At 37.1% G+C, this 18,239-nt stretch carries 23 protein-coding genes; 15 read left to right on the top strand and 8 right to left on the bottom strand.

Translation table 11 applies throughout. From position 1 onward, the window contains the following. The first annotated feature begins 125 nt into the window (after positions 1-125). Positions 126-425, top strand: a complete 300-nt coding sequence (locus ABMA72_RS05100; RefSeq protein WP_393056341.1) for a hypothetical protein — start codon at positions 126-128, stop codon at positions 423-425. A gap of 497 nt (positions 426-922) precedes the next feature. On the opposite strand, the gene ABMA72_RS05095 is transcribed toward ABMA72_RS05100, so the two are convergent. Further along, positions 923-1,888, bottom strand: coding sequence for a tRNA-dihydrouridine synthase (locus ABMA72_RS05095; protein WP_393056340.1), 966 nt, complete (start codon positions 1,886-1,888; stop codon positions 923-925). Between the two features lie 148 nt (positions 1,889-2,036). Between ABMA72_RS05095 and ABMA72_RS05090 the strand changes: the two genes are divergently transcribed. From ABMA72_RS05090 to ABMA72_RS05080, 3 genes are all read left to right on the top strand, one after another. Next, complete coding sequence (locus ABMA72_RS05090; RefSeq protein WP_393056338.1) at positions 2,037-2,819, top strand: trypsin-like serine protease; 783 nt, start codon at positions 2,037-2,039, stop codon at positions 2,817-2,819. A gap of 208 nt (positions 2,820-3,027) precedes the next feature. Further along, positions 3,028-3,585, top strand: a complete 558-nt coding sequence (locus ABMA72_RS05085; RefSeq protein WP_393056336.1) for a hypothetical protein — start codon at positions 3,028-3,030, stop codon at positions 3,583-3,585. A 22-nt stretch (positions 3,586-3,607) separates the two neighbouring features. Continuing rightward, positions 3,608-4,129 (top strand): hypothetical protein, encoded by a 522-nt coding sequence (locus tag ABMA72_RS05080; RefSeq protein ID WP_393056334.1) that lies wholly within the window; start codon positions 3,608-3,610, stop codon positions 4,127-4,129. Between the two features lie 61 nt (positions 4,130-4,190). On the opposite strand, the gene ABMA72_RS05075 is transcribed toward ABMA72_RS05080, so the two are convergent. Continuing rightward, complete coding sequence (locus tag ABMA72_RS05075) at positions 4,191-4,991, bottom strand: DNA helicase (protein WP_393056333.1); 801 nt, start codon at positions 4,989-4,991, stop codon at positions 4,191-4,193. Positions 4,992-5,238: 247 nt separating this feature from the next. On the opposite strand from ABMA72_RS05075, the gene ABMA72_RS05070 reads away from it, so the two are divergent. From ABMA72_RS05070 to ABMA72_RS05050, 5 genes are all read left to right on the top strand, one after another. Continuing rightward, entirely contained in the window at positions 5,239-5,379 is a 141-nt protein-coding gene (locus tag ABMA72_RS05070) for a hypothetical protein (protein WP_393056331.1), read from the top strand. A gap of 338 nt (positions 5,380-5,717) precedes the next feature. Next, positions 5,718-5,903 (top strand): hypothetical protein, encoded by a 186-nt coding sequence (locus ABMA72_RS05065; RefSeq protein WP_392856696.1) that lies wholly within the window; start codon positions 5,718-5,720, stop codon positions 5,901-5,903. A 96-nt stretch (positions 5,904-5,999) separates the two neighbouring features. Next, a complete protein-coding gene (locus ABMA72_RS05060; RefSeq protein ID WP_392856694.1) occupies positions 6,000-6,299 on the top strand; it encodes a hypothetical protein in 300 nt (99 codons plus the stop codon). Between the two features lie 52 nt (positions 6,300-6,351). After that, positions 6,352-7,320 carry a cupin domain-containing protein gene (locus ABMA72_RS05055; RefSeq protein WP_393056329.1) on the top strand — a complete coding sequence of 323 codons (969 nt, stop codon included), beginning with the start codon at positions 6,352-6,354 and terminating at the stop codon, positions 7,318-7,320. A 90-nt stretch (positions 7,321-7,410) separates the two neighbouring features. Next, positions 7,411-8,160, top strand: coding sequence for a type 1 glutamine amidotransferase domain-containing protein (locus ABMA72_RS05050; RefSeq protein ID WP_392856690.1), 750 nt, complete (start codon positions 7,411-7,413; stop codon positions 8,158-8,160). A gap of 15 nt (positions 8,161-8,175) precedes the next feature. Here ABMA72_RS05050 and ABMA72_RS05045 read toward each other — a convergent pair whose 3' ends face one another. Beyond that, complete coding sequence (locus tag ABMA72_RS05045) at positions 8,176-8,937, bottom strand: MBL fold metallo-hydrolase (RefSeq protein WP_392856689.1); 762 nt, start codon at positions 8,935-8,937, stop codon at positions 8,176-8,178. A gap of 57 nt (positions 8,938-8,994) precedes the next feature. Here ABMA72_RS05045 and ABMA72_RS05040 point away from each other — a divergent pair, with 57 nt between their 5' ends. The 3 genes from ABMA72_RS05040 to ABMA72_RS05030 all read left to right on the top strand — a co-directional run bounded on the left by ABMA72_RS05040 (position 8,995) and on the right by ABMA72_RS05030 (position 11,162). Beyond that, positions 8,995-9,339: a MerR family transcriptional regulator gene (locus ABMA72_RS05040; protein ID WP_392856688.1), complete on the top strand. Its 345-nt coding sequence runs from the start codon at positions 8,995-8,997 to the stop codon at positions 9,337-9,339. Between the two features lie 84 nt (positions 9,340-9,423). Next, entirely contained in the window at positions 9,424-10,173 is a 750-nt protein-coding gene (locus ABMA72_RS05035) for a substrate-binding periplasmic protein (RefSeq protein ID WP_393056327.1), read from the top strand. 68 nt (positions 10,174-10,241) lie between these two features. Continuing rightward, the gene (locus ABMA72_RS05030; RefSeq protein ID WP_392911607.1) at positions 10,242-11,162 is read left to right on the top strand and encodes a glutaminase; all 921 of its coding nucleotides are present in this window, start codon (positions 10,242-10,244) and stop codon (positions 11,160-11,162) included. Here ABMA72_RS05030 and ABMA72_RS05025 read toward each other — a convergent pair. From ABMA72_RS05025 to ABMA72_RS05015, 3 genes are all read right to left on the bottom strand, one after another. Continuing rightward, positions 11,159-11,791, bottom strand: a complete 633-nt coding sequence (locus tag ABMA72_RS05025) for a hypothetical protein (protein WP_393056325.1) — start codon at positions 11,789-11,791, stop codon at positions 11,159-11,161. The two genes, ABMA72_RS05030 and ABMA72_RS05025, sit on opposite strands and share 4 nt — an antisense overlap. A 101-nt stretch (positions 11,792-11,892) precedes the next feature. Beyond that, a complete protein-coding gene (locus ABMA72_RS05020) occupies positions 11,893-12,483 on the bottom strand; it encodes an HAD family hydrolase (RefSeq protein ID WP_393056323.1) in 591 nt (196 codons plus the stop codon). A 72-nt stretch (positions 12,484-12,555) separates the two neighbouring features. Then, complete coding sequence (locus ABMA72_RS05015; protein WP_393056321.1) at positions 12,556-13,605, bottom strand: hypothetical protein; 1,050 nt, start codon at positions 13,603-13,605, stop codon at positions 12,556-12,558. 193 nt (positions 13,606-13,798) lie between these two features. Here ABMA72_RS05015 and ABMA72_RS05010 point away from each other — a divergent pair, with 193 nt between their 5' ends. Together ABMA72_RS05010 and ABMA72_RS05005 are read left to right on the top strand one after the other, a co-directional pair. Then, positions 13,799-14,053 carry a hypothetical protein gene (locus tag ABMA72_RS05010; RefSeq protein WP_393056320.1) on the top strand — a complete coding sequence of 85 codons (255 nt, stop codon included), beginning with the start codon at positions 13,799-13,801 and terminating at the stop codon, positions 14,051-14,053. A gap of 289 nt (positions 14,054-14,342) precedes the next feature. Beyond that, positions 14,343-15,710, top strand: coding sequence for an ATP-binding protein (locus tag ABMA72_RS05005; protein WP_393056318.1), 1,368 nt, complete (start codon positions 14,343-14,345; stop codon positions 15,708-15,710). On the opposite strand, the gene ABMA72_RS05000 is transcribed toward ABMA72_RS05005, so the two are convergent. After that, positions 15,690-16,526 (bottom strand): protein-L-isoaspartate O-methyltransferase, encoded by an 837-nt coding sequence (locus ABMA72_RS05000; RefSeq protein ID WP_393056316.1) that lies wholly within the window; start codon positions 16,524-16,526, stop codon positions 15,690-15,692. The two genes, ABMA72_RS05005 and ABMA72_RS05000, sit on opposite strands and share 21 nt — an antisense overlap. A 114-nt stretch (positions 16,527-16,640) precedes the next feature. Between ABMA72_RS05000 and ABMA72_RS04995 the strand changes: the two genes are divergently transcribed. Further along, a complete protein-coding gene (locus ABMA72_RS04995) occupies positions 16,641-17,189 on the top strand; it encodes a GNAT family N-acetyltransferase (protein WP_392856671.1) in 549 nt (182 codons plus the stop codon). A 1-nt stretch (position 17,190) separates the two neighbouring features. Here ABMA72_RS04995 and ABMA72_RS04990 read toward each other — a convergent pair whose 3' ends face one another. Beyond that, positions 17,191-18,195: a cytochrome-c peroxidase gene (locus ABMA72_RS04990; RefSeq protein ID WP_393056314.1), complete on the bottom strand. Its 1,005-nt coding sequence runs from the start codon at positions 18,193-18,195 to the stop codon at positions 17,191-17,193. Positions 18,196-18,239 lie beyond the last annotated feature (44 nt).

Raw genomic sequence — 18,239 nt, 5'->3', positions numbered from 1 at the left:
CTCTTTGATCTAAAAGAGAAAATGCCGCATGTTTATGAATCGGAAATAAAAAAATATGATGATCATCCTAAACGTAAAACCTTCCACTTAAGAATATACCTAAGTTGAACTGTCGCAGAGGAGAGGTGCTTCATTGTTCATCCATACACCCTTCTTTAGTATTTCAAGCTTTAAAGTCAGTATTTCCTGATATTAATAAGTCGGTAAAATTCTTTAAGATTCCAGTTTTAAGCTTAAAAGAATTAGACTTGGTAATCTTTGATATGAATAGAGCAGAGTATGAGTTCGGACTAGAGACAGACCCCGATTCATGTTTTGAAATTATCAATCATGATACTTATGAAGAAATTAAAATCGTACCTCCTGAAGCTTTGAGCTTCTTTGAATCCGGTACGCGGACACCTTTTGCACTTTCAGCAAGTTAGAACATTTTTTTAGTTAAGAATTATATAATTGGCCAATAACTCAGAGGAAAGGGCCGAATAACTCAGCTAAAAGCTTCATTTGAATGAAGATTGTAATAAAATCGCTCTAGATTATAGTCATAGGAGCAAGCAAGTGATTGGTTTTGCGAAAAGTATCCGCGTACCTGAAAAAATTAAGCTGAAATTTTAAATATAATCATGCTAAAATTCATAAGGTGGGACAGTGCTGCTAACACTGTCCCCAAAGATCACTTTGACCAACTTAAAATTAGAACTACGAGTTCTAAAATAAGTATGATCAAGGTAATCACCCTTATGAAGTCCTCCCGTCGTGAACCGAAAGACAAATCGTTGTCTTTCTCTCACTCCGTTTCGCTCCTTCAGAAAGAGGCTTCCTTCATTGGAAGCAAAGAAAGCGGGGACTTCATTTATATAATTCGATCAATGTGAAATTAATATTTAAAATACAGGGATGCTGATGATAGTTCTTTTTTGAACTAATCTAAAAAATCAGGATTAAGATCCTGCTCTAAGATCCATTCAACAACGTCATTATAATGCTCGATGGATTTAGCCTTCTTCACTTTCTTGTAAACCTTGTGTTCGTTTTCAAAGATATCTTTGAAGTAAAGCCAATGGCCACGCATCTTTTGTAGGTAGTCTGATTTAGCATTATCCATCGATAGGTATTCTTCAGTCATAAGCTTATGCATTTCAATGAATTTTGCCAGATAGGTTTGTTCGTTAAATTTAGAACCTTTGATTTGGGCCATGAGCGCTGGATTTGAAAGGCCCGCGCGTCCCACCATCCAGCGATTAATCTGGGGGAATCTTGCCTTATAGGCCTTGAAGTCTTCGACTGTATTTATGTCTCCGTTATAACAAGGAGGTGTATTTAAAAGAGGCAAACACTCTTCAAAGGCATCAAGATCCACGCCGCCTACATAAATCTGTTTTCCGTAGCGAGCATGGATTGTGAAATCATTAATTTCTAATTTATTAATCATGGGAATGATCTCTTTAATTTCTGAGACATCCTCACGCCCAAGGCGAATCTTAACCGTAAATTCGATGGGACATTTTTCTTTTATTCCCGTTAAAAGCTTTTCTACTTTTTGGGGATGAAGGAGTAGACCTGAGCCTTTCTTTCTATTGGCCACCATTGGGTAAGGGCATCCCATATTTAAATTAACCTTCTTAACGCCAAATTCTTTATAGATATTGGCCACATAGAGGAATTGATCAATTTCCTTTGTGAGGATTTGAGCAGTGGTAGGTAGAAGGTTTTTTTCGGGCAGAACATCATGAAGCTGACGTTGATTGAGTTCGTTTGATTCTTTCGTCACAATATAGGGAGCGATGGCACTGTCAGCGCCAGAAAAGGTCTGCTCCAAGGCATTGCGATAAACATAGTTGGTCACGCCGCGAATGGGGGCGAGGACCAGGTGATCAGTAAAACTCATAGCTCACTTAATACACCAAAATGGTTCCTTTGGCATAGGAGAAATAATGGGCCGTGTAACATATAAATCTTTCACGATTATATTTGTTTGACGTGTGAATATTATTAGTGTGTTAAATCTATCTCATCGCAAATAATTGGAAAGTATTATGAAAAAGCTATTGTTAGGACTAGTTCTTTTATCCCTAAACACATATGCCTCTCTTGGTGGAGAAGAGGTTTATGATTATCAATTCATGCGAGTTGGTACAGTAAATGGCTGTAAGGCCGTTTTATTAGAAGACGATGTTGCAATTACGGCGGCCCATTGTGTAGTCGGTGGAGCAAATGAATTCTTATTTCATATGAAGCTCTATGATGGGAGAAATCTATCTGCTGACTGGATTCCAGTTAAGAATATTGTCATTCATCCAAAGTACAATAGTAAAAAGAAGAAGACATATGATCTTGCTCTTATTTTCTTAAAACGTGTACCTTCTGAATCTATTGATTATTTCAAAAAAGCTCCCTTAGAGCTGAATAAGAAATTTTTAATTTCGAATGATTCAAGTGCACCCTTGATGCTTCTTTCTCAACTTTCAAATGGCCAAGGCGGCGTGGCCCCATGGTATTTGTCTGAAGTAAAATTAAAGAAGAATTTCAAAAATCGCCCGGCGAATTCATATCTTCCAGCTGAGGATAATAAAGTTTGTCCTGGGGATAGTGGAGCACCGATCTTTTCAGTTACTGCTTCTGGTGAATATCAATTGCATGCTCTCGTTAGTGGGGGAACAGAAAACTTAAAGTACTTCATCGAGAGAAATTATCGTAATCTAAGAGGATACTTTGTTCTCGCACCTCAGTGTGATGATGTTTTGAAGACATTCTATGCCGTTCCGCTTGCAAGGCATCTGGATTGGATCAACGCCACGATAAAAAGCTCCCTTAAATAAGCTTTCATGCGCTTTATCTTTTCATAACACTTTTAAATCTCTCTTTTAATCTAAGTGTCTGAAATTAATAGCTTTTGTCTAAATGTTTTACAGATAAATAGTTCATGTATTTCAGCTTATTCCTAAACACATTTAGATATTATGATACTTTTTATTTACAAAAATGAATTTATGAACTGAAAAACAAACTATCTAAAGGGAGTATCTTATGAAAAAAATGTTATTAGCCACTATCTTACTTATGTCTACTTCAGCATTTGCAGGGACAAATGATGTAGCTAGAACGTCATATAAGCCCCTTAAAAACGTAGTACCAACTGGAAAGGCATTTACATTTGAGCGTAATATTACGTTAAAAGCGGGAACAAGCTCAAAGGTCATCGCAGGAGATAACTCAACATTTTGTAGATTGCATTACACTAAAAATGACAAAACAGATAGAGTCATAAGCACAGGAAGTAAGCTAAATATTCATAAAGTATCGCAACAACTTAATGAAGTTTTTAAAGATACAATGACTTCAACAATGGTAATCTCATTTAATATCCTAGAATATAGCGTGAAAATCGATCTAAGCAAATCAGGTAAGACATATCTTAACTGCTTTAAAAACAGAGAAGAAAATTCTGTAGCTGGTTTTCATGAAGTAAGAAGTGATGCAGAAGCTTTTACTAATGATGAACTTAGAGATCTATTACTAGACACTGTAGTAGTCCCAAGGTTTGAAAAAGTTGTAATTAAGCCTGTTGCTTTTGAGGCCGACTAGATTAAAGTTGTTAGGAGTTCATATGAGAAATTACTTCTTTATTTTAGTATCGCTACTCACGCTTTGCTCAACGAGAGTGATTGCCTCTGATTTTGAATATGTAAGTTCAAATAATGAGTCTATTTTAGACTATGATGAAACTAAAGTTTTATGTGAAGTTGTTATGAATATGAATAGTGGTGCTACAACTTTAGGTTTTATAAAGAAGTACTCAAGTAAAATTCCAAGTAAAAGCTCTTACTATTTTCTTCGTGAATACGGAACTAGTATCAATTGTTATGGTAGGTCCTTTATTTATTTTGTTCTATATAAGGGCCATGATGACGATATTAAAGCACTACTCGATGCAGGTTATGACGTTAATTGGATCATTGAAGACACACGTGGCAGAAAAATGACGATGCTAGATTATTTGAATATTTTGTATAAAGAAGAGACAAACGAAATATATAAAGACTTAATTAGAACAAAGATTAAAAGGGTTAGGCGTGCAAGAGGTAAGACATGCACTCAACTCAAGTATGATATTTGTGAATTCCAGTAAATATATTCCATGTGCTTTATCTTTGCATAACGCAAATTTAAAGCACACAGCTTCTTCTCAATTACAAATCAAAAAAACGAACTTCAGATCCATCCCATCCAACTTGTAAACAATGATCCTTCTTTCCAGAGAAAGTTACGTCAACAATTTTTGAATCACGCTTGAGTCGATAAAGAAGAATAATCTTATTTATTAAGCTTAGATCGAGTGGGTTAGGAAGACGTATATCGTCCACAGTTGGGCGTTTGTCGATTCGGTTTTCAACATCACGAACGATTTGCGATATGAAGATTATGATTGCACCAGTTTCTTTTGCATAAGTTTTAAGCTTCTCCGCCTGAGTTTGTAGAGGTGGATTGGTTCGCTTTTCATCGAGGAGTTGTAGATAGTCCACTATGATAAGTGAGCCAGGAGCGATCTTTTCTTTTGTTTTCTTGATGATGTAGTCGGCGCTGATATCATCGGAGTAGTTGAGTTCAAAGCGATCATTATTTTCGCCAATGCTTTGGTCATAAGTTCCAATACGGGCAGCATATTCTTTGTGAGTGTGGGCCAGTGTAAAGCAGAAGCTTTTAGTGCGATTGGCATTGATGGCCTGAACGAAGAGGCCAAGGGCAAAACTTGTTTTTCCCATGCCCGGTCTTGCTCCAATGAGAATAAGGTCGCCATTGTTTAAGTAGTCTAAGACGTCGCTATACTTTTGTGGAAAGAGTTCTTGGGACTTGGACATCAGTAGTGACCAAGAAGAGAAGCCTTCTTTGTGTGCAATTTGGTCTAGCGCTTCGGACATGGTAATGCCTTGCTCTTTCTTCAACTTTTTGGCATGACTTTTTAAAACGAAAATAGGTGATGATAATTTCATCTGAAACCTCCAACTTGGCCGTAAAAACAATCCCTTCTTATGTCCTAGCCTTATTAAAGGTTAGATGTAGAAAATCGATTCATTCTGCACTCTAGTGCTTTCCCTTTGAAGGGGGGAGGCGTGAAAAATCACCTAGGTAATATGTTAGTGCTCAATGAGAGATTGGGCAAGAGTGCTTAGGATCGAATTTGGATTATGCTTTGATTTCAGAAACTTAGACTGTTTGAATCTATGATAAAATACCATTATGAAAGACGGTGAGTTCAGATTCGGACCAGAATCAAAAGAAGAATTTAAAAAAGATATGTTTGAATTAATTTTCAATATTTGGGAGCTGTGGCTACTTGTTATAGTTCTAATTATTGTCTTTATCCGCTTTCTCATCTAGAGGAGTCTATGGAATATAAGTATACGCAAACTTTTATTGGAAAAATACATGCCGCTCTAGTTGCTCCGACAATTCCGCTGCTTATCGTTTTATATTATCTAGAATACATTAAAGACAGAGAACCTATTCTTTGGGGACTCATAATTTCATTCATAGGCTAGGGAAGTTCCCTGAGCAGTCCACAAATACTTAATGAGATTCAAGGCAGAGTTTGGAATGGCCGCTGTTATCAGCCAGATTCAGTTAATGAGAAATTAGGTAGCATTCTCTATATAAAAAAAAGTAAATCATATGAGCTCTTAACAGTAGTTTCTAATTATGAAAACTACCTCGATTCCATGACAAGGTTTGAGCTTCTAGACAAGTATGAGGATTCATTTAATGAGCTTAATCTTGATTCAGAGCTTAGTATCTCTCACAACGATGGAAAGAAAACTGTTTATAGAGGAGCTGATGAGTATCTCGTGTCTAAGTATCGAAACTTTACTGGGAATCTAAGATACTGCATCTATTTTGAGAGATAGTTAGGCATAAAATAATCTTATTACATAATCACTTAATGCTTATTTTTCTTATCTATAAGTTTTGATCATTATTAGATCAACAAAATGGAGGGAAGAATGAAATCTATCATTATAATGGCCTGTGCGGTCTTATCATTAAATACTTTTGCACAAGATATTTTCACTGCTAAGGGAAAGTCCCTGTACTTTCACACTCATTCACGAGTCGCTAATATACTAGCAAGTAAGAATGCTGAGCTTGAAGCATTTGAAATGGCGCTAAATTCTATCGTTGATATTTGTGGGGGCGAGAACTTTAGGCTACATGACGACGTTAAGTTTCATCATCGTATTGACTTCCAATCACCAAGTATAATGGCGACTGCTGAACAAAAGTTTTCTTGCATTAATTTCTAAAAATTTAAGTTTCGGTTATACTAAGAGAGATTAGTTTAACTAGGAATTAAATTTGGAAATAAATTTAAAAGATATAGGCCACTTTGTTGATATTAGAGAGATCAATGATGATCACTTTAATGAAGATTTAAAGGTTGGTGGAACAAATGCAAATATGTCAAAGCACTTTGGATTAAAAAGAGTCGCGGCACATTACTTTAAAATTCCACCGGGGTATCGAACATCTGAGCCTCATGCTGAAAGCTTAGAAGAAGAATTTGTCTATGTGATCTCTGGCGAAATTGATCTTTGGTTAAATGGAAAGATAAAAAAAATGAGCAAAGGTGACTGCATCGGCTTTCCTGCAGGGACAGGTGTTGGTCACTGCTTTATCAATAATTATGATTCTCCTTGTGAGCTATTTGTTTCGGGGGATCGAACTAGGTCCGATAACCAATACCACTTTCACTTAGATCCAAGCCTGAAAGTAGAGTGCGGGGATAAGTGGTGGGACGACATGCCCAAGCAAATTCTAGGGGGACATGATGGATTACCTGGCCTATTTGATGAGAGCTTAAGAGATGACTCTATTGAGGTCTATAATGGATTTGATAACCTAACGAATGATAGCTTTTCTTATCCAGGAGATACTGAAACGTTCTCAAATGGTGTTTGCTTAAGCCGAAAATTTGGGATGAAGAATATCGCAATTTGGCTTGAAAGAATTCCTGTGGGGAAGAGGACGTCATGGCCTCATGCCCACTCTGTGGAAGAGGAATTTGTCTTTGTTCTTGAAGGTGAGCCTCATGTCTACTTAGATGGCCAGGAATCTGTTGTTAAACCATTTACTGGCATTGATTTTAAGGCCGGCTCAGGTGTTGCCCACACTCTTATCAATAAATCTAACGACTTCATCTACTATCTCTGTGCAGGGGAGTGTGAGCCTAAGAATGACAAGATCTACTACCCTGAGCATCCTGCACGTAACGAAGAAATGCGCCAGAAAGGTGAATTATGGGAAGTTAAGGATATTCGTTCTTAAAAAAAATCAACTTTTCAACCTATGTAAAGGAAATCAAAAAATACCCACGCTATATTAACTCCATAATCAACAAACGATGAAGGAGAAAATATGCGTATGTTATTTAAAATTTCAGCTTTACTACTTACTCTAGGTCTAGGGACTAATACTCAGGCCAAAACAAATCAAAAGGTCCTAATTGTTGTCACAAGCCATGATAAATTAGGAAACACTGGCAAGAAGACTGGTTTTTGGCTACCGGAATTAACACACCCTTATTACGAATTAATTAAGGCCGGTATTAAAGTTGATATCGCCAGTCCACAAGGTGGAAGTGCACCGATTGATATGAATAGTTTTGCCGAAAAGGATAGTTATAATGATCGCTTCTTAAAAGATGCGACTCTTATGGCCAAGGTTATTCGCACGATTCCACTAGCAAAGATTAATCCAAAAGATTATGCCGCCGTCATTTATAGTGGTGGGTCAGGAGCAATGTGGGACTTCGCCAATAATAAAGAAGTAAATCGCATCTCAAAGGAGCTCTATGAAATGGGGGGAGTTGTCTCAGCAATTTGTCATGGAACGGCCGCGCTTTCAGATATCAAATTATCAAATGGAAAGTATCTTATTGATGGGAAGAAGTTCGCTGCTTTCACAAGAGAAGAAGAGGCATTGATTGAGCAGCTTGATATCATTCCTTTCTTATTAGAAGAAAAGCTTGCTCAAAGAGGTGGAAAACACATTTATGGTAAGGCATGGAGTGAAAATGTTATCGTCGATGAAAGATTGGTTACAGGACAAAATCCTGCCTCGGCCAAAGAGGCAACTTTAAAAGTAATTGAACTGATAAATAAGTAGGGGGCATCGCGCCCCCTAATTTAGTTTGATACTCTCTCCATCTTCAGGAATGATAAATCTCTTACTTGCTTCATTACCTAGTAATTCCTTTAATTCTCTTCGTGATAATCGGCAATGATCAAGGGCATCCATGTGGTTGGCAATAATTGTTCCTGTGCTTATCTCGATTAATTTCTTTATGTCTTTTTTAGGAAGAAGTAGTGGAGAGCCAATATCAAATTGGGCAATTCCTGTTGGTGCCACGATATAGTCTGGTTGTTCTTTTTTGATAAACTCGATAATTCGCGGTGTAAGAACAGTATCTCCCATAAGGTAGAGTGAAGGTTGATTTGGTAATTTGATAAAATATCCAACTCCGTGTTCAAGGAAAGGATAGAGAAAGCCTCTTACGTGTTGGGCCGGAATTTGGCGAATTGAACCATCAAAGAATTTATCTTCCTTCTCAAGAGGCCATGACTTGATTCCTTTTGACTCTAAGTATTTTGCATCTTTTTGAGTCGCAAAAGTAGCGATATTCTTTCTTCTTAGAAATTTCCTACCGGCACTATCAAGGTGATCAAAATGACCCTTCTGACAATGAGTAATTAAGGCATGTGTGATCTGTCCCTTTTGCTGATGAAATGTTTCTGGAAGCTCAACAGTAGGGTTTCGTACGTTTGAGCCTATAAAGCGTAGGCGCGGTAGCATGCCTTTATTGGCAAGCATTGGGTCGACTAAAATTAGATTTTCTTTGTAACTAATTAAAATTGTTGCATTTCGTACTTGAGTTATTAACATATTAGCTCCTTTGAATTTATAATAGGGTATGGAGTAACTCCACAGTAAAGGGAAAATATGAATATTTCTGAACTTGAGAATATTAGCGGTTTAACAAGAGATACGATTCGATATTATGAAAAGATCTCATTAATATCTTCGCCGCAAAGAGATGTTAATGGATATAAGATCTATACCAAGGCGAATTTGCAAGAGATTCGTTTTATCTCTAGTGCAAAGGAATTGGGTTTTACTCTAAGTGAGATTAAACGAGGAATGGACTCTTTTATTAAAAGGGGAAGGCCTTGTGAAAACTTCAAAAATAATCTTGAGAAGAAGAAGGCCATTATCAAAGATAGAATTAGTGAAGATAAGGCAAAGTTAAAGAAGATCGAAAAGTTTTTAAAACAGGCCGGCCTATAAGCTAGTCTAACACACTGATATCACGAAAAGGTGGCGTGTACCTTCTTGTCAATACTATTTGGTTAATATAGCCTTTTAGCTGTTATGCTAAAAATAAAACACCTTTTCACGCTTATTCTTTTTCACGTTGCTTTGCTGAATACAAGCTTCGCAAGTGAAATCAAGACTATCGAAATCTCGACTCCTAAATGGGATGGTTTTACGAATAAAGACGGATCAGGGCTTTATTTTGAACTGGTAAAAAAAGCTTACTCTCTTTCAAATATCAAAGTTAATTATACCTTTGTTCCATGGCCAAGGGCCGTTAAGTATGTGAATGAAAATCACAAAGATGCGATGCTTGGTGCTTATAATAGTGACCCAGAGTCAATCTATCCAAATTATCCAATCGATGTTGAATACACACTGGTGATCTATAAAAAGAATTCTTTAAAAGACTGGCAGGGAGTGGAGAGTCTCAAGGGAAAAGAGGTCTATTGGGTTCGTGGCTACAATTACCATGAATATATAAAAACGAAATTAGATTGGAGAGAGCTTCAAGATACTAATCAAGGCTTAAAACTTCTAGAAAAGGATCGCATCAAATTCTTTATCGATTCTAATAATACTCTTAAGCCTAAATTAAAGGAATTTAAAATAGACCTTAAAGATTATGAGATAAAGCCAGTAATTACAAAATTCCTCTATGTTAGATTCTCTCGCACCAAGAAGTCGCAAGAGCTTATTAAGATCTTTGATAAGAATATGGCCACACTTCTTAAGTCTAAAGATCTCGAAAAAATCTATAAAAAGTGGAATCATAAAATGCCAGACTTCTCTGCCATCAAAAAGTAGTAGGTAAGAGTTTCATTAAAATCAAAATTAGAATTAAAAAAGTAGAAGTTTAAAGCTATATTATTCCCATGGAAGAGAATTATACACAGATTTTAGAAAGGATTTACGCTGAAATCCTACCAATTATTGGCAAAGGAAATGTTGCTGACTATATACCTGAACTGAGTAAGGTTGAGCCTAATCAATTTGGTATGTCCATTTGTACTAATGATGGGCATGAGTATATTATCGGTAATGCGCAAAAATCATTCTCAATTCAATCAATCTCTAAAGTCTTTTCATTAGTTCTGGCCTATCAGAAGCTCGACTCAAAGCTTTGGTCTCGTGTGGGCCTTGAACCTTCTGGAAACCGCTTCGATTCACTTGTGCTCCTTGAAAATGAAGGGGGAATTCCTCGCAATCCATTTATTAATGCCGGTGCCATTGTTGTCGTGGATACACTGATTGATCTCTATGATGATCCAGTTAATGAGGTTTTAAAATTTGTTCGCGAGCTAAGTGGTAACGAAAATATTTTTATTAATGATTCAGTAAGGGCCTCTGAATTAGAGTGTGCCAATCGAAACTACGCCCTGACATACTTCATGAAAAGTTTTGGCAATATCAATAATGAAGTTTCAAAAGTTATTGATGTTTATACAACAATTTGTTCCATCGAAATGTCATGCGTTGACTTGGCGAGGTCTTTTAGACTCTTTAGTTCAAATGGACAAAACCCTTGGAATGGAAAGAAGATATTAACGAAGAGCCAGAACAAGAGGATGAATGCCATTATGATGACATGCGGACTCTATAACTCTGTAGGGGACTTTGCTTACCGAGTTGGGATCCCGGCAAAGTCAGGAGTTGGTGGTGGTATCGTTGGTGTGATCCCAAATGAAATGTCTATTTCAACTTGGTCACCTTGCTTAGATGATACAGGAAACTCTTTAGCGGGAATTGAAGCACTAGAGCTTTTCACAACATATTCTGAGCAATCAATTTACTAAAACTGTAAAAGACATTCCTTTGCTTTATATGGGCCAAATTCTTCGTCTTTTAATAATTCTTCGTAACACGGGGCCAATTCATCTTCACTGATATTCTTATCTGCCGTTAATTCGAGACAGTTAAAAGTATAAGTCGCAAAATCTTTTGTTGCTTTTGCCATTGCTGTACAAAACTTAGCAGCAGGCTTACTAAAGAGAGAGTTTGCGGCATAACTTAGGCATTGATAACCATTGAACGTCGAGTACTTGGCCACCTCATCACAAGTTGCTAAGATATTATCATCAAATTCGTTATTTACAGAAACCTCAACGCAGGCAACCGCATTCACTGAATTCTCTTTTACTTTTTTAGCAATATCAATGCAGTTTTGAGCAGCATTCTTTGGAAAGCTTTTTCCTACAGCTTTTCGTACACAAGTCATTGCATAGAAAATTGAGAAATTTGCAATTTCAGAACAAACAGGAATAACGTTGGCATCTAGTGGGCCACCATTTTTTATGACCTTCTTACAAAGTGAAGCATCTTGAGGATACTTCTTACCAATTTTCTTACATAGCTCATTTTCTGAGGCATTGGCCGCAAAAGTTAAAGAGATTAGTACAAAGATGATAAATTCTTTTCTGATCATAATGATTCCTAGGTGTAATTTATTTTGTTTAATATAGTTGATAAAACCAAGGAAAGTACAGTCTATAAATAAAGCTATGTATTAATTATTGACCTAGAATCTTAAACTTTTTCCCAACACATATAGGCCTCATCGGCCAGCTCCAGAAGCTGCTGATCTTCAATTGTGTCACCATAGGCATAGATCTTATCAAAGCTTGAGAGGTCATACTTCTCTTTGACTCTCTTGGCCTTCATATGACCAGTACAATCACCGTTGTGGTAGCTTCCTGTGCAGATGCCTGCTCTCGTTTCTAGAGATGAGCAGATAAGTTCAAACCCATTTTCCTCACACCATGGAGCAAGGTAGAGATCTAAAGATGCCGAAACGATGACAATCTTACTGCCAAGCTTTCGATGTCGCTCAATTTCTTCTTGGGCGTTCGTTCTAATGACTTTTGGAAGAAATGACTTAGAAAATCTAAGGCCCTGCTCTTCAAGTTTAGAAGCATGTTGTCTTGAATAGGCATACTTGACGATGAGGGCGCGCATTGTAGGCCCTGATAGAAGTTTTAATTTGTAGGCAATAACAAATGGAGAAAGTAGAAACTTTCCAAGTCGTAACTTCTTTTTACTTACTGAGTAATAGATAAATTCAGTGAATGTATCTTTGAAGGTTATTGTTCCATCAAAATCAAATAGGGCCAACTTCATGATCAAATTTTAAGGTAAGCTAAACAGCATGTCATGAAATAAAAAGGCCCTTAAATAAGGGCCTAGTGAGTGTTATCTATTCTGTAGCCAATTTAAAACAAGGTTGTAATAACTTGTTTCAAATTCACCATAGCTCGAGAGGGGGGAGGTTGAGCTATTTAAGATATCATTGAATTGATATTCAAAATTATTCATCACATTGGCAGGAGCAACACAGGCACCAGTAAAGAATCGATCAGAAGGACATGGTGCTGTATCGATTGTATCAAGGCCATGCCAACGATCTGTTTGCATAAATAGTTTAAAGCCACTTGTCCCTAAACCTTGTGACTGGAGGTAGGCCACGATTGTCGTATATAAAGGGTAGGCATTGTAACTTCCTGACTCGGCCTGGCCGTCGGCCACAATATTGCGAGATGGTGCATACTTACTGTGATAGCTTGCCCACTGTTTAGCACTCAGAATTGGAGCACCTGATGACAACTCTGCTAAACCTTCTACCCACCAACCTGGTGTAACATTAAAGCCATGTTCATTATGATTAAATTGAGAGTCTAAAATATGCATAAGTTCATGCTTATGGAGAGTGTACTCATAGCTAAATCCGTTATCAGCGTTACTATTATAGGCACTAACGACAAGTGCCGATCCATGACCTGATCCATGGGAAGACGTTCTATTTAAGACACAAATACCAATCCTTCCACCATAGGCAACAGTAATTAGATCTGTGTTATTTAAGTTGAGATGGCCAGCAAACATCTCAAGGTTAACTTCCGCCATTGCTACAATCTTTTGTAGAATACTTCGTGGAACACTATCGCTATCTGCTGCGATCTCAAAATGATCTGACCAGAAAGCTGGCCTTCCATGACATGCAGGTTCTTCATAGTGTTGTGTTCTAGAAATATATATTCCACCATCAGTCGAGCTCGGCTTTGCTGAAATAGCTGGAACCATATTCATTTTACTTTTAACTTTCTCAATACTAAGGCCACTTGCACCCCAGCCATAATTACCACCATTGGCCTTGGGTCCATCATCCCCACCAGGCTCACACGAGGTAAGCAGTGAAGTGAGTATTAAGAGTAGAAATGTGAATGCTGATACTTTTTTTAACATCAATATCCTTTTTTGATTGTATGTTGTTGAATTTATTATTGTAGCACTAGGGGTGATCAATGTTCACTAAGGGTATTTTCTATCTATCGATTGAATCTATTGGAATAAGCTAATGGATAAGTTGTACAAGGCCATGGCCAAAGTATTGTTTTCGACGTAGCAATAGGACTCATAACAAATTAGGGGAGCATTTATGAAATCACTTTTATTATCTGTACTATTTTTATCGTCATCATTCTCGTTTGCTGCTTCAGACAAGCAGCTAATTGATATTCTAGAAAATGCTCTACGCTTTGAAGGTTACGTTGTTCTTGATCAAGTAAAAGAAAATGGCGAGTACACAGAAGTTGATTTCTATGTCGGCGCATATGGTGAAGAGAGATTCACAAGTTGCTTACTAAGAAATGATCATCTAGTAAGCTGCAAGGATAATTGGTTTAAGCTGTAAACTAAGAGATAAGAAATAAAAAAGCCCTAATCAGTGAAAAGGGCTTTTTTGTTATGCCGCACACGCAACGATGTGCTGTACGCAGAGTGGTCATTCTCAAACAAGAACTAACACTAAATACATATTATCAGCAAAACAAATTCATAGATTTAATTTTGGTTAAATTCTTCTAAATCTTACATTGCTATGTAAGTGTTGAGTATTAAGGATTCCTTGAGATAAGTTTCTCTATGTCCTCTAGATTAAATAAGTCTTATGGGGTAATATCGTTCTCTATATTGAGGAAAATTTGAATATTAGTAATAAAGCAGTCCATGCATACATTAATTACATCGTTGAAAATAATGATGACCCAAGGTCTTTCTTTGAAAGCCTAGGTTATGACTATTCTCTTATTAGTGATGAAAAAAAGTATATGACATGGAATGATTACCGCCTCATTACGGAGTCCCTTAATGACAAATACGATAAGTTCTATGAAGGAATGACCAAGCACGGCCTAACAAATAAGTACGTTAAACGAGTCCTTGATATTCTTTCAAGAATGATTAGCTTTCGTTTTGTAGGTGACTTCATTTTAAAGTATTCATTTAAAACGTTCTATACAGATGCAGTGAAGATAGAGCTGGTTGAAACAGGGAAAACTTCTTTTGATATTAAGCTTACCTTTGATCGACCTGAAGATATTTTTCCAGTCTTTGTTGATATGTATCGTATTGTCTTCTTGGCCCTACCAAGAATGGTTTCTGAGTCCATGTCTTGGGATGTGGAGATTACTCAAAATGAGAATGTCTTGATATACCACGTTGATGAGTATTCAAGCGCACCGTCTATTTTTGCTACTATTCAGATATTTATTTTAAGACTATTTAAACTCGATAAATATTATAAGAATCTTATTATTGAAAACCTTCAGCATAATAACGAATTGGAAAGAGCAAATCTTGAGCTAGAGATGGCCGAAAAAAAGATTCGTGAGGCCCATAAAGAAGTCTTACTTGCCAATCGCATTATTAGCCATGATATTGCAAATAAGATGCTTATTGTTGAGCATGTGAAAAGGCTTATCTCTCGCGGAGAAGTAGAAAAGGCCAATCAGAAATTGGATATCTATTATAAGTCAGTAAAGGCAATCATTGAAAATACGAGAAATGTTGTCGATGACAATTCAAACTCATTTAATATGTCTGATGTTTCGATTAAGGAAATGCTGGAAGAGCTGATTTTTGAATATCAGGATCAGGCATCAGAGAAGAATATCAAATTAGTTCTCGATTCAAATGTTGATGCGCAATTTTCGATAAGGACAAATAAAGAAGCACTAAAAGATAGTGTCTTAGGAAATATCCTTCAAAATGCGATTAAATTTTCTCCTGAAAACTCAGAAGTTAAATTTAAGCTAGAAGTAACTGGTATTGAATTCTACCTTTCTTGTAAAGATCACGGTGTTGGGATTGAGGCAAGTTTAGTGAATGAAATCAATCGAAATGAAGATAAGATCTTTAAGAGTACGGTTGGAACACATGGTGAGAAGGGAAGAGGACTTGGCCTATTCATCATTCGTAAAGTTTGTCGTGAGCTCGGGCTACATGTTCGCTTTGTTTCTGAACTTGGAAATGGAACGAAGGTCATTATCTCACAACCATACAAATGTTGATTCATTCTGTTTCATCATATGGCGACAGGAAATATCAATCTCCTTATTATTCGGATAAATTCTTAATGTATTAGTTAGTGCCATTGGATGATTAAATTCAGAGACCTTATGCTTTGTTGTCGTCGTCACAGGAACAAAGCTACAGGCCACGGCCTTAGTTGAGATAAAGCAGCCTTCTTCATCATTTTTTTTCAACACATATAAAATATCAGAATTTAGATCGCCCTTGAGGACAAAGATTAGAACGGCTCCATCACCAAGTTGCTTATGAAAAACGGCAGGAAGATCATAAGCACCTGCTGTAAAGATTGCCCTGTCATAAGGTGCATCCTTGATATATCCCTCTGTGGCATCACCTTGCATAATCTTCACATTCTTTATATGAAGTCTGTCTAAGCAGGCGTTGGCCCTGTCTACGAGTTCGGGAATAATTTCAATACTGATAACTCGGCCATCCTTTCCGATAATATGGCCCATTAAGGCCGCATTCCATCCACTACCTGAGCCAAGTTCAAAAACTTTGTGCCCTGGCTTGAGCTCTAGAAAGTCGAGTATCGTTAAGACAAACGAAGGCTGTGAAATCGTAGATATGACCTGTTCATCTCCAAAGATAGCAAGGGGATGATCAGCATAAAGTATGGAAAGATATTCTTCAAGATTTTCATCTGTTATGGTGATCCACTTATCTGGATAGTCTCTGAGGTAAGGGACGAACATATGGCGTGGAACGCTATAGTAGGCATCGATAACTTCCTTCGAAAAACCTGTGTTTTGAGCGATAAAACGATCTTGAAATTCTTTATATAATTCCGTCATTTACTTAGGTTAATGATTAATAAGAATTTTCTCAAAGTAAGATTAGTAAAAACAAGGCTTAAGAAAGTTTAGCTCATCATTGTCATAACTTTTACTTTTTAATATATTTTGTTCATGAAAATTGAAACTCAACGTCTTATTTTGGCCATCCCTAAAGCTGGGGATGAAGTTGCGACACTCGAATTCTATAGAGAAAATGAAGAGCACTTGGCCCCTTGGGATCCTAAGAAGCCTGATGACTTCTACACATTAGATTATTGGGCGAATAAGGGCAAGGCCGCAAAAGAGGAGTTTGAAAATGAGACTTCTGTTCGTTTTAATCTATTCTTAAAGGATAGCAACCACCTCATCGGTATGGTTAATTTTACAACTCTTGAAAGGGGACCTTTTCAGAATTGTCGTGTTGGCTACAAATTAGGTGAAAAGTTTCAAGGATACGGTTATATGAGAGAGGCCCTCTCTGCTGGTCTTGATTATCTATTTAATGAACTTAATTTTCACCGTGTGGAGGCCAATTATATTCCACAGAATTTACGTAGTGGAAATGTATTAAAGGCCCTTGGCTTTGAAGAACATGGAATTGCCAAAAACTACTTAATGATAGCAGGTAAGTGGCAAGACCATATCCTAACAAGTAAGTTAAATCCAAATTGGAGAGCTTAATCTAAGGTAAGCTAGGTATTTTTGTTAGCTCTCTCATAACTTCTTCTTTTGTTTCTAGCGTTGAAAGAAAGGCCATGATGTCCTCACGATCTTGTTTTTCAATTTCTATCCCAAGCTGAACCTTTCCCATGATATAGATCGCTTGATCTAAGCTGGCCACACTTCCATCATGAAAGTAAGGAGCCGTTTTTGTCACATTACGAAGAGGTGGAACCTTGAAGTATTCTTTATCATCTTCATTCTTTGTGAAATTATAGCGTCCAAGATCTCTTTTAATAGATTTTGTGTATTGGTAAGGGTCTTCGACAACACCAAATTTTTGATACATTTCACCACCAATTAATTGGCCACTATGACAACCAATACAGCCGTATTCCACAAACTTCTTCAGGCCTCTTGCTTCTTTTGTTGTTAGGCGCTGTACATCGCCATCAAGATAATCATCAAAACGAGAGGGACCTACAAGTGTGCGCTCAAAGGCACCAATTGCTTGGGCACTTAGTTGGGCAAGCTTCTTAGCATCTTCCTTTTTGATATTTATAGCAAATGCCTTAGAGAAGTCCTGTGCATAATTATTGCTAACGAGTTTCTCTTTTAGGTGCTCTTCATTATCAAGGTTAAAAGGTACTTTGATAAAGAATGACTTAATTGCCTGCTCTTCGACATCTTTTCGATTTCCATCCCAATGCTGTGAAATCTGTCCTGCTGTATTGATGAGGGTTTGAGCATTACGAGGTGCTGAACGATCTTTAGTACCCTTCGACTTTTTCAGGCCATCTGAGAAGTGAAGTTGTGGTAGGTGACATCTGGAACAACTTACGGTTCCATCTCTACTTAATCTCGTGTCGTAGAATAACTTTTGTCCCAGTGTAATGACTTCTTCCTTAGGCTTTTGTTTCCCAAAGTACTTGATAGAATTTAGGCTAGTACCAAAGAGATCTGATACTGGACTAGTACTCGTACAGGACGTGATAATAAATATTGATAAGAATAATATTTGTTTCATTTTACTTCCTCTTGTTAAGTTTGTTAGGTCTTCGTAGAGGAGGT

The organism is Halobacteriovorax sp. CON-3 (assembly GCF_043196995.1).
Lineage (GTDB): Bacteria > Bdellovibrionota > Bacteriovoracia > Bacteriovoracales > Bacteriovoracaceae > Halobacteriovorax_A.
This window is presented reverse-complemented; position numbering and strand designations above follow the sequence as displayed.

Coding starts and splice junctions, on each gene's coding strand:
- ABMA72_RS05095 (WP_393056340.1), bottom strand. CDS start 1,888: ATGAGTTTTACTGATCACCTGGTCCTCGCCCCCATTCGCGGCGTGACC.
- ABMA72_RS05090 (WP_393056338.1), top strand. CDS start 2,037: ATGAAAAAGCTATTGTTAGGACTAGTTCTTTTATCCCTAAACACATAT.
- ABMA72_RS05085 (WP_393056336.1), top strand. CDS start 3,028: ATGAAAAAAATGTTATTAGCCACTATCTTACTTATGTCTACTTCAGCA.
- ABMA72_RS05080 (WP_393056334.1), top strand. CDS start 3,608: ATGAGAAATTACTTCTTTATTTTAGTATCGCTACTCACGCTTTGCTCA.
- ABMA72_RS05075 (WP_393056333.1), bottom strand. CDS start 4,991: ATGAAATTATCATCACCTATTTTCGTTTTAAAAAGTCATGCCAAAAAG.
- ABMA72_RS05070 (WP_393056331.1), top strand. CDS start 5,239: ATGAAAGACGGTGAGTTCAGATTCGGACCAGAATCAAAAGAAGAATTT.
- ABMA72_RS05065 (WP_392856696.1), top strand. CDS start 5,718: ATGACAAGGTTTGAGCTTCTAGACAAGTATGAGGATTCATTTAATGAG.
- ABMA72_RS05060 (WP_392856694.1), top strand. CDS start 6,000: ATGAAATCTATCATTATAATGGCCTGTGCGGTCTTATCATTAAATACT.
- ABMA72_RS05050 (WP_392856690.1), top strand. CDS start 7,411: ATGCGTATGTTATTTAAAATTTCAGCTTTACTACTTACTCTAGGTCTA.
- ABMA72_RS05045 (WP_392856689.1), bottom strand. CDS start 8,937: ATGTTAATAACTCAAGTACGAAATGCAACAATTTTAATTAGTTACAAA.
- ABMA72_RS05040 (WP_392856688.1), top strand. CDS start 8,995: ATGAATATTTCTGAACTTGAGAATATTAGCGGTTTAACAAGAGATACG.
- ABMA72_RS05035 (WP_393056327.1), top strand. CDS start 9,424: ATGCTAAAAATAAAACACCTTTTCACGCTTATTCTTTTTCACGTTGCT.
- ABMA72_RS05030 (WP_392911607.1), top strand. CDS start 10,242: ATGGAAGAGAATTATACACAGATTTTAGAAAGGATTTACGCTGAAATC.
- ABMA72_RS05025 (WP_393056325.1), bottom strand. CDS start 11,791: ATGATCAGAAAAGAATTTATCATCTTTGTACTAATCTCTTTAACTTTT.
- ABMA72_RS05020 (WP_393056323.1), bottom strand. CDS start 12,483: ATGAAGTTGGCCCTATTTGATTTTGATGGAACAATAACCTTCAAAGAT.
- ABMA72_RS05015 (WP_393056321.1), bottom strand. CDS start 13,605: ATGTTAAAAAAAGTATCAGCATTCACATTTCTACTCTTAATACTCACT.
- ABMA72_RS05010 (WP_393056320.1), top strand. CDS start 13,799: ATGAAATCACTTTTATTATCTGTACTATTTTTATCGTCATCATTCTCG.
- ABMA72_RS05000 (WP_393056316.1), bottom strand. CDS start 16,526: ATGACGGAATTATATAAAGAATTTCAAGATCGTTTTATCGCTCAAAAC.
- ABMA72_RS04995 (WP_392856671.1), top strand. CDS start 16,641: ATGAAAATTGAAACTCAACGTCTTATTTTGGCCATCCCTAAAGCTGGG.
- ABMA72_RS04990 (WP_393056314.1), bottom strand. CDS start 18,195: ATGAAACAAATATTATTCTTATCAATATTTATTATCACGTCCTGTACG.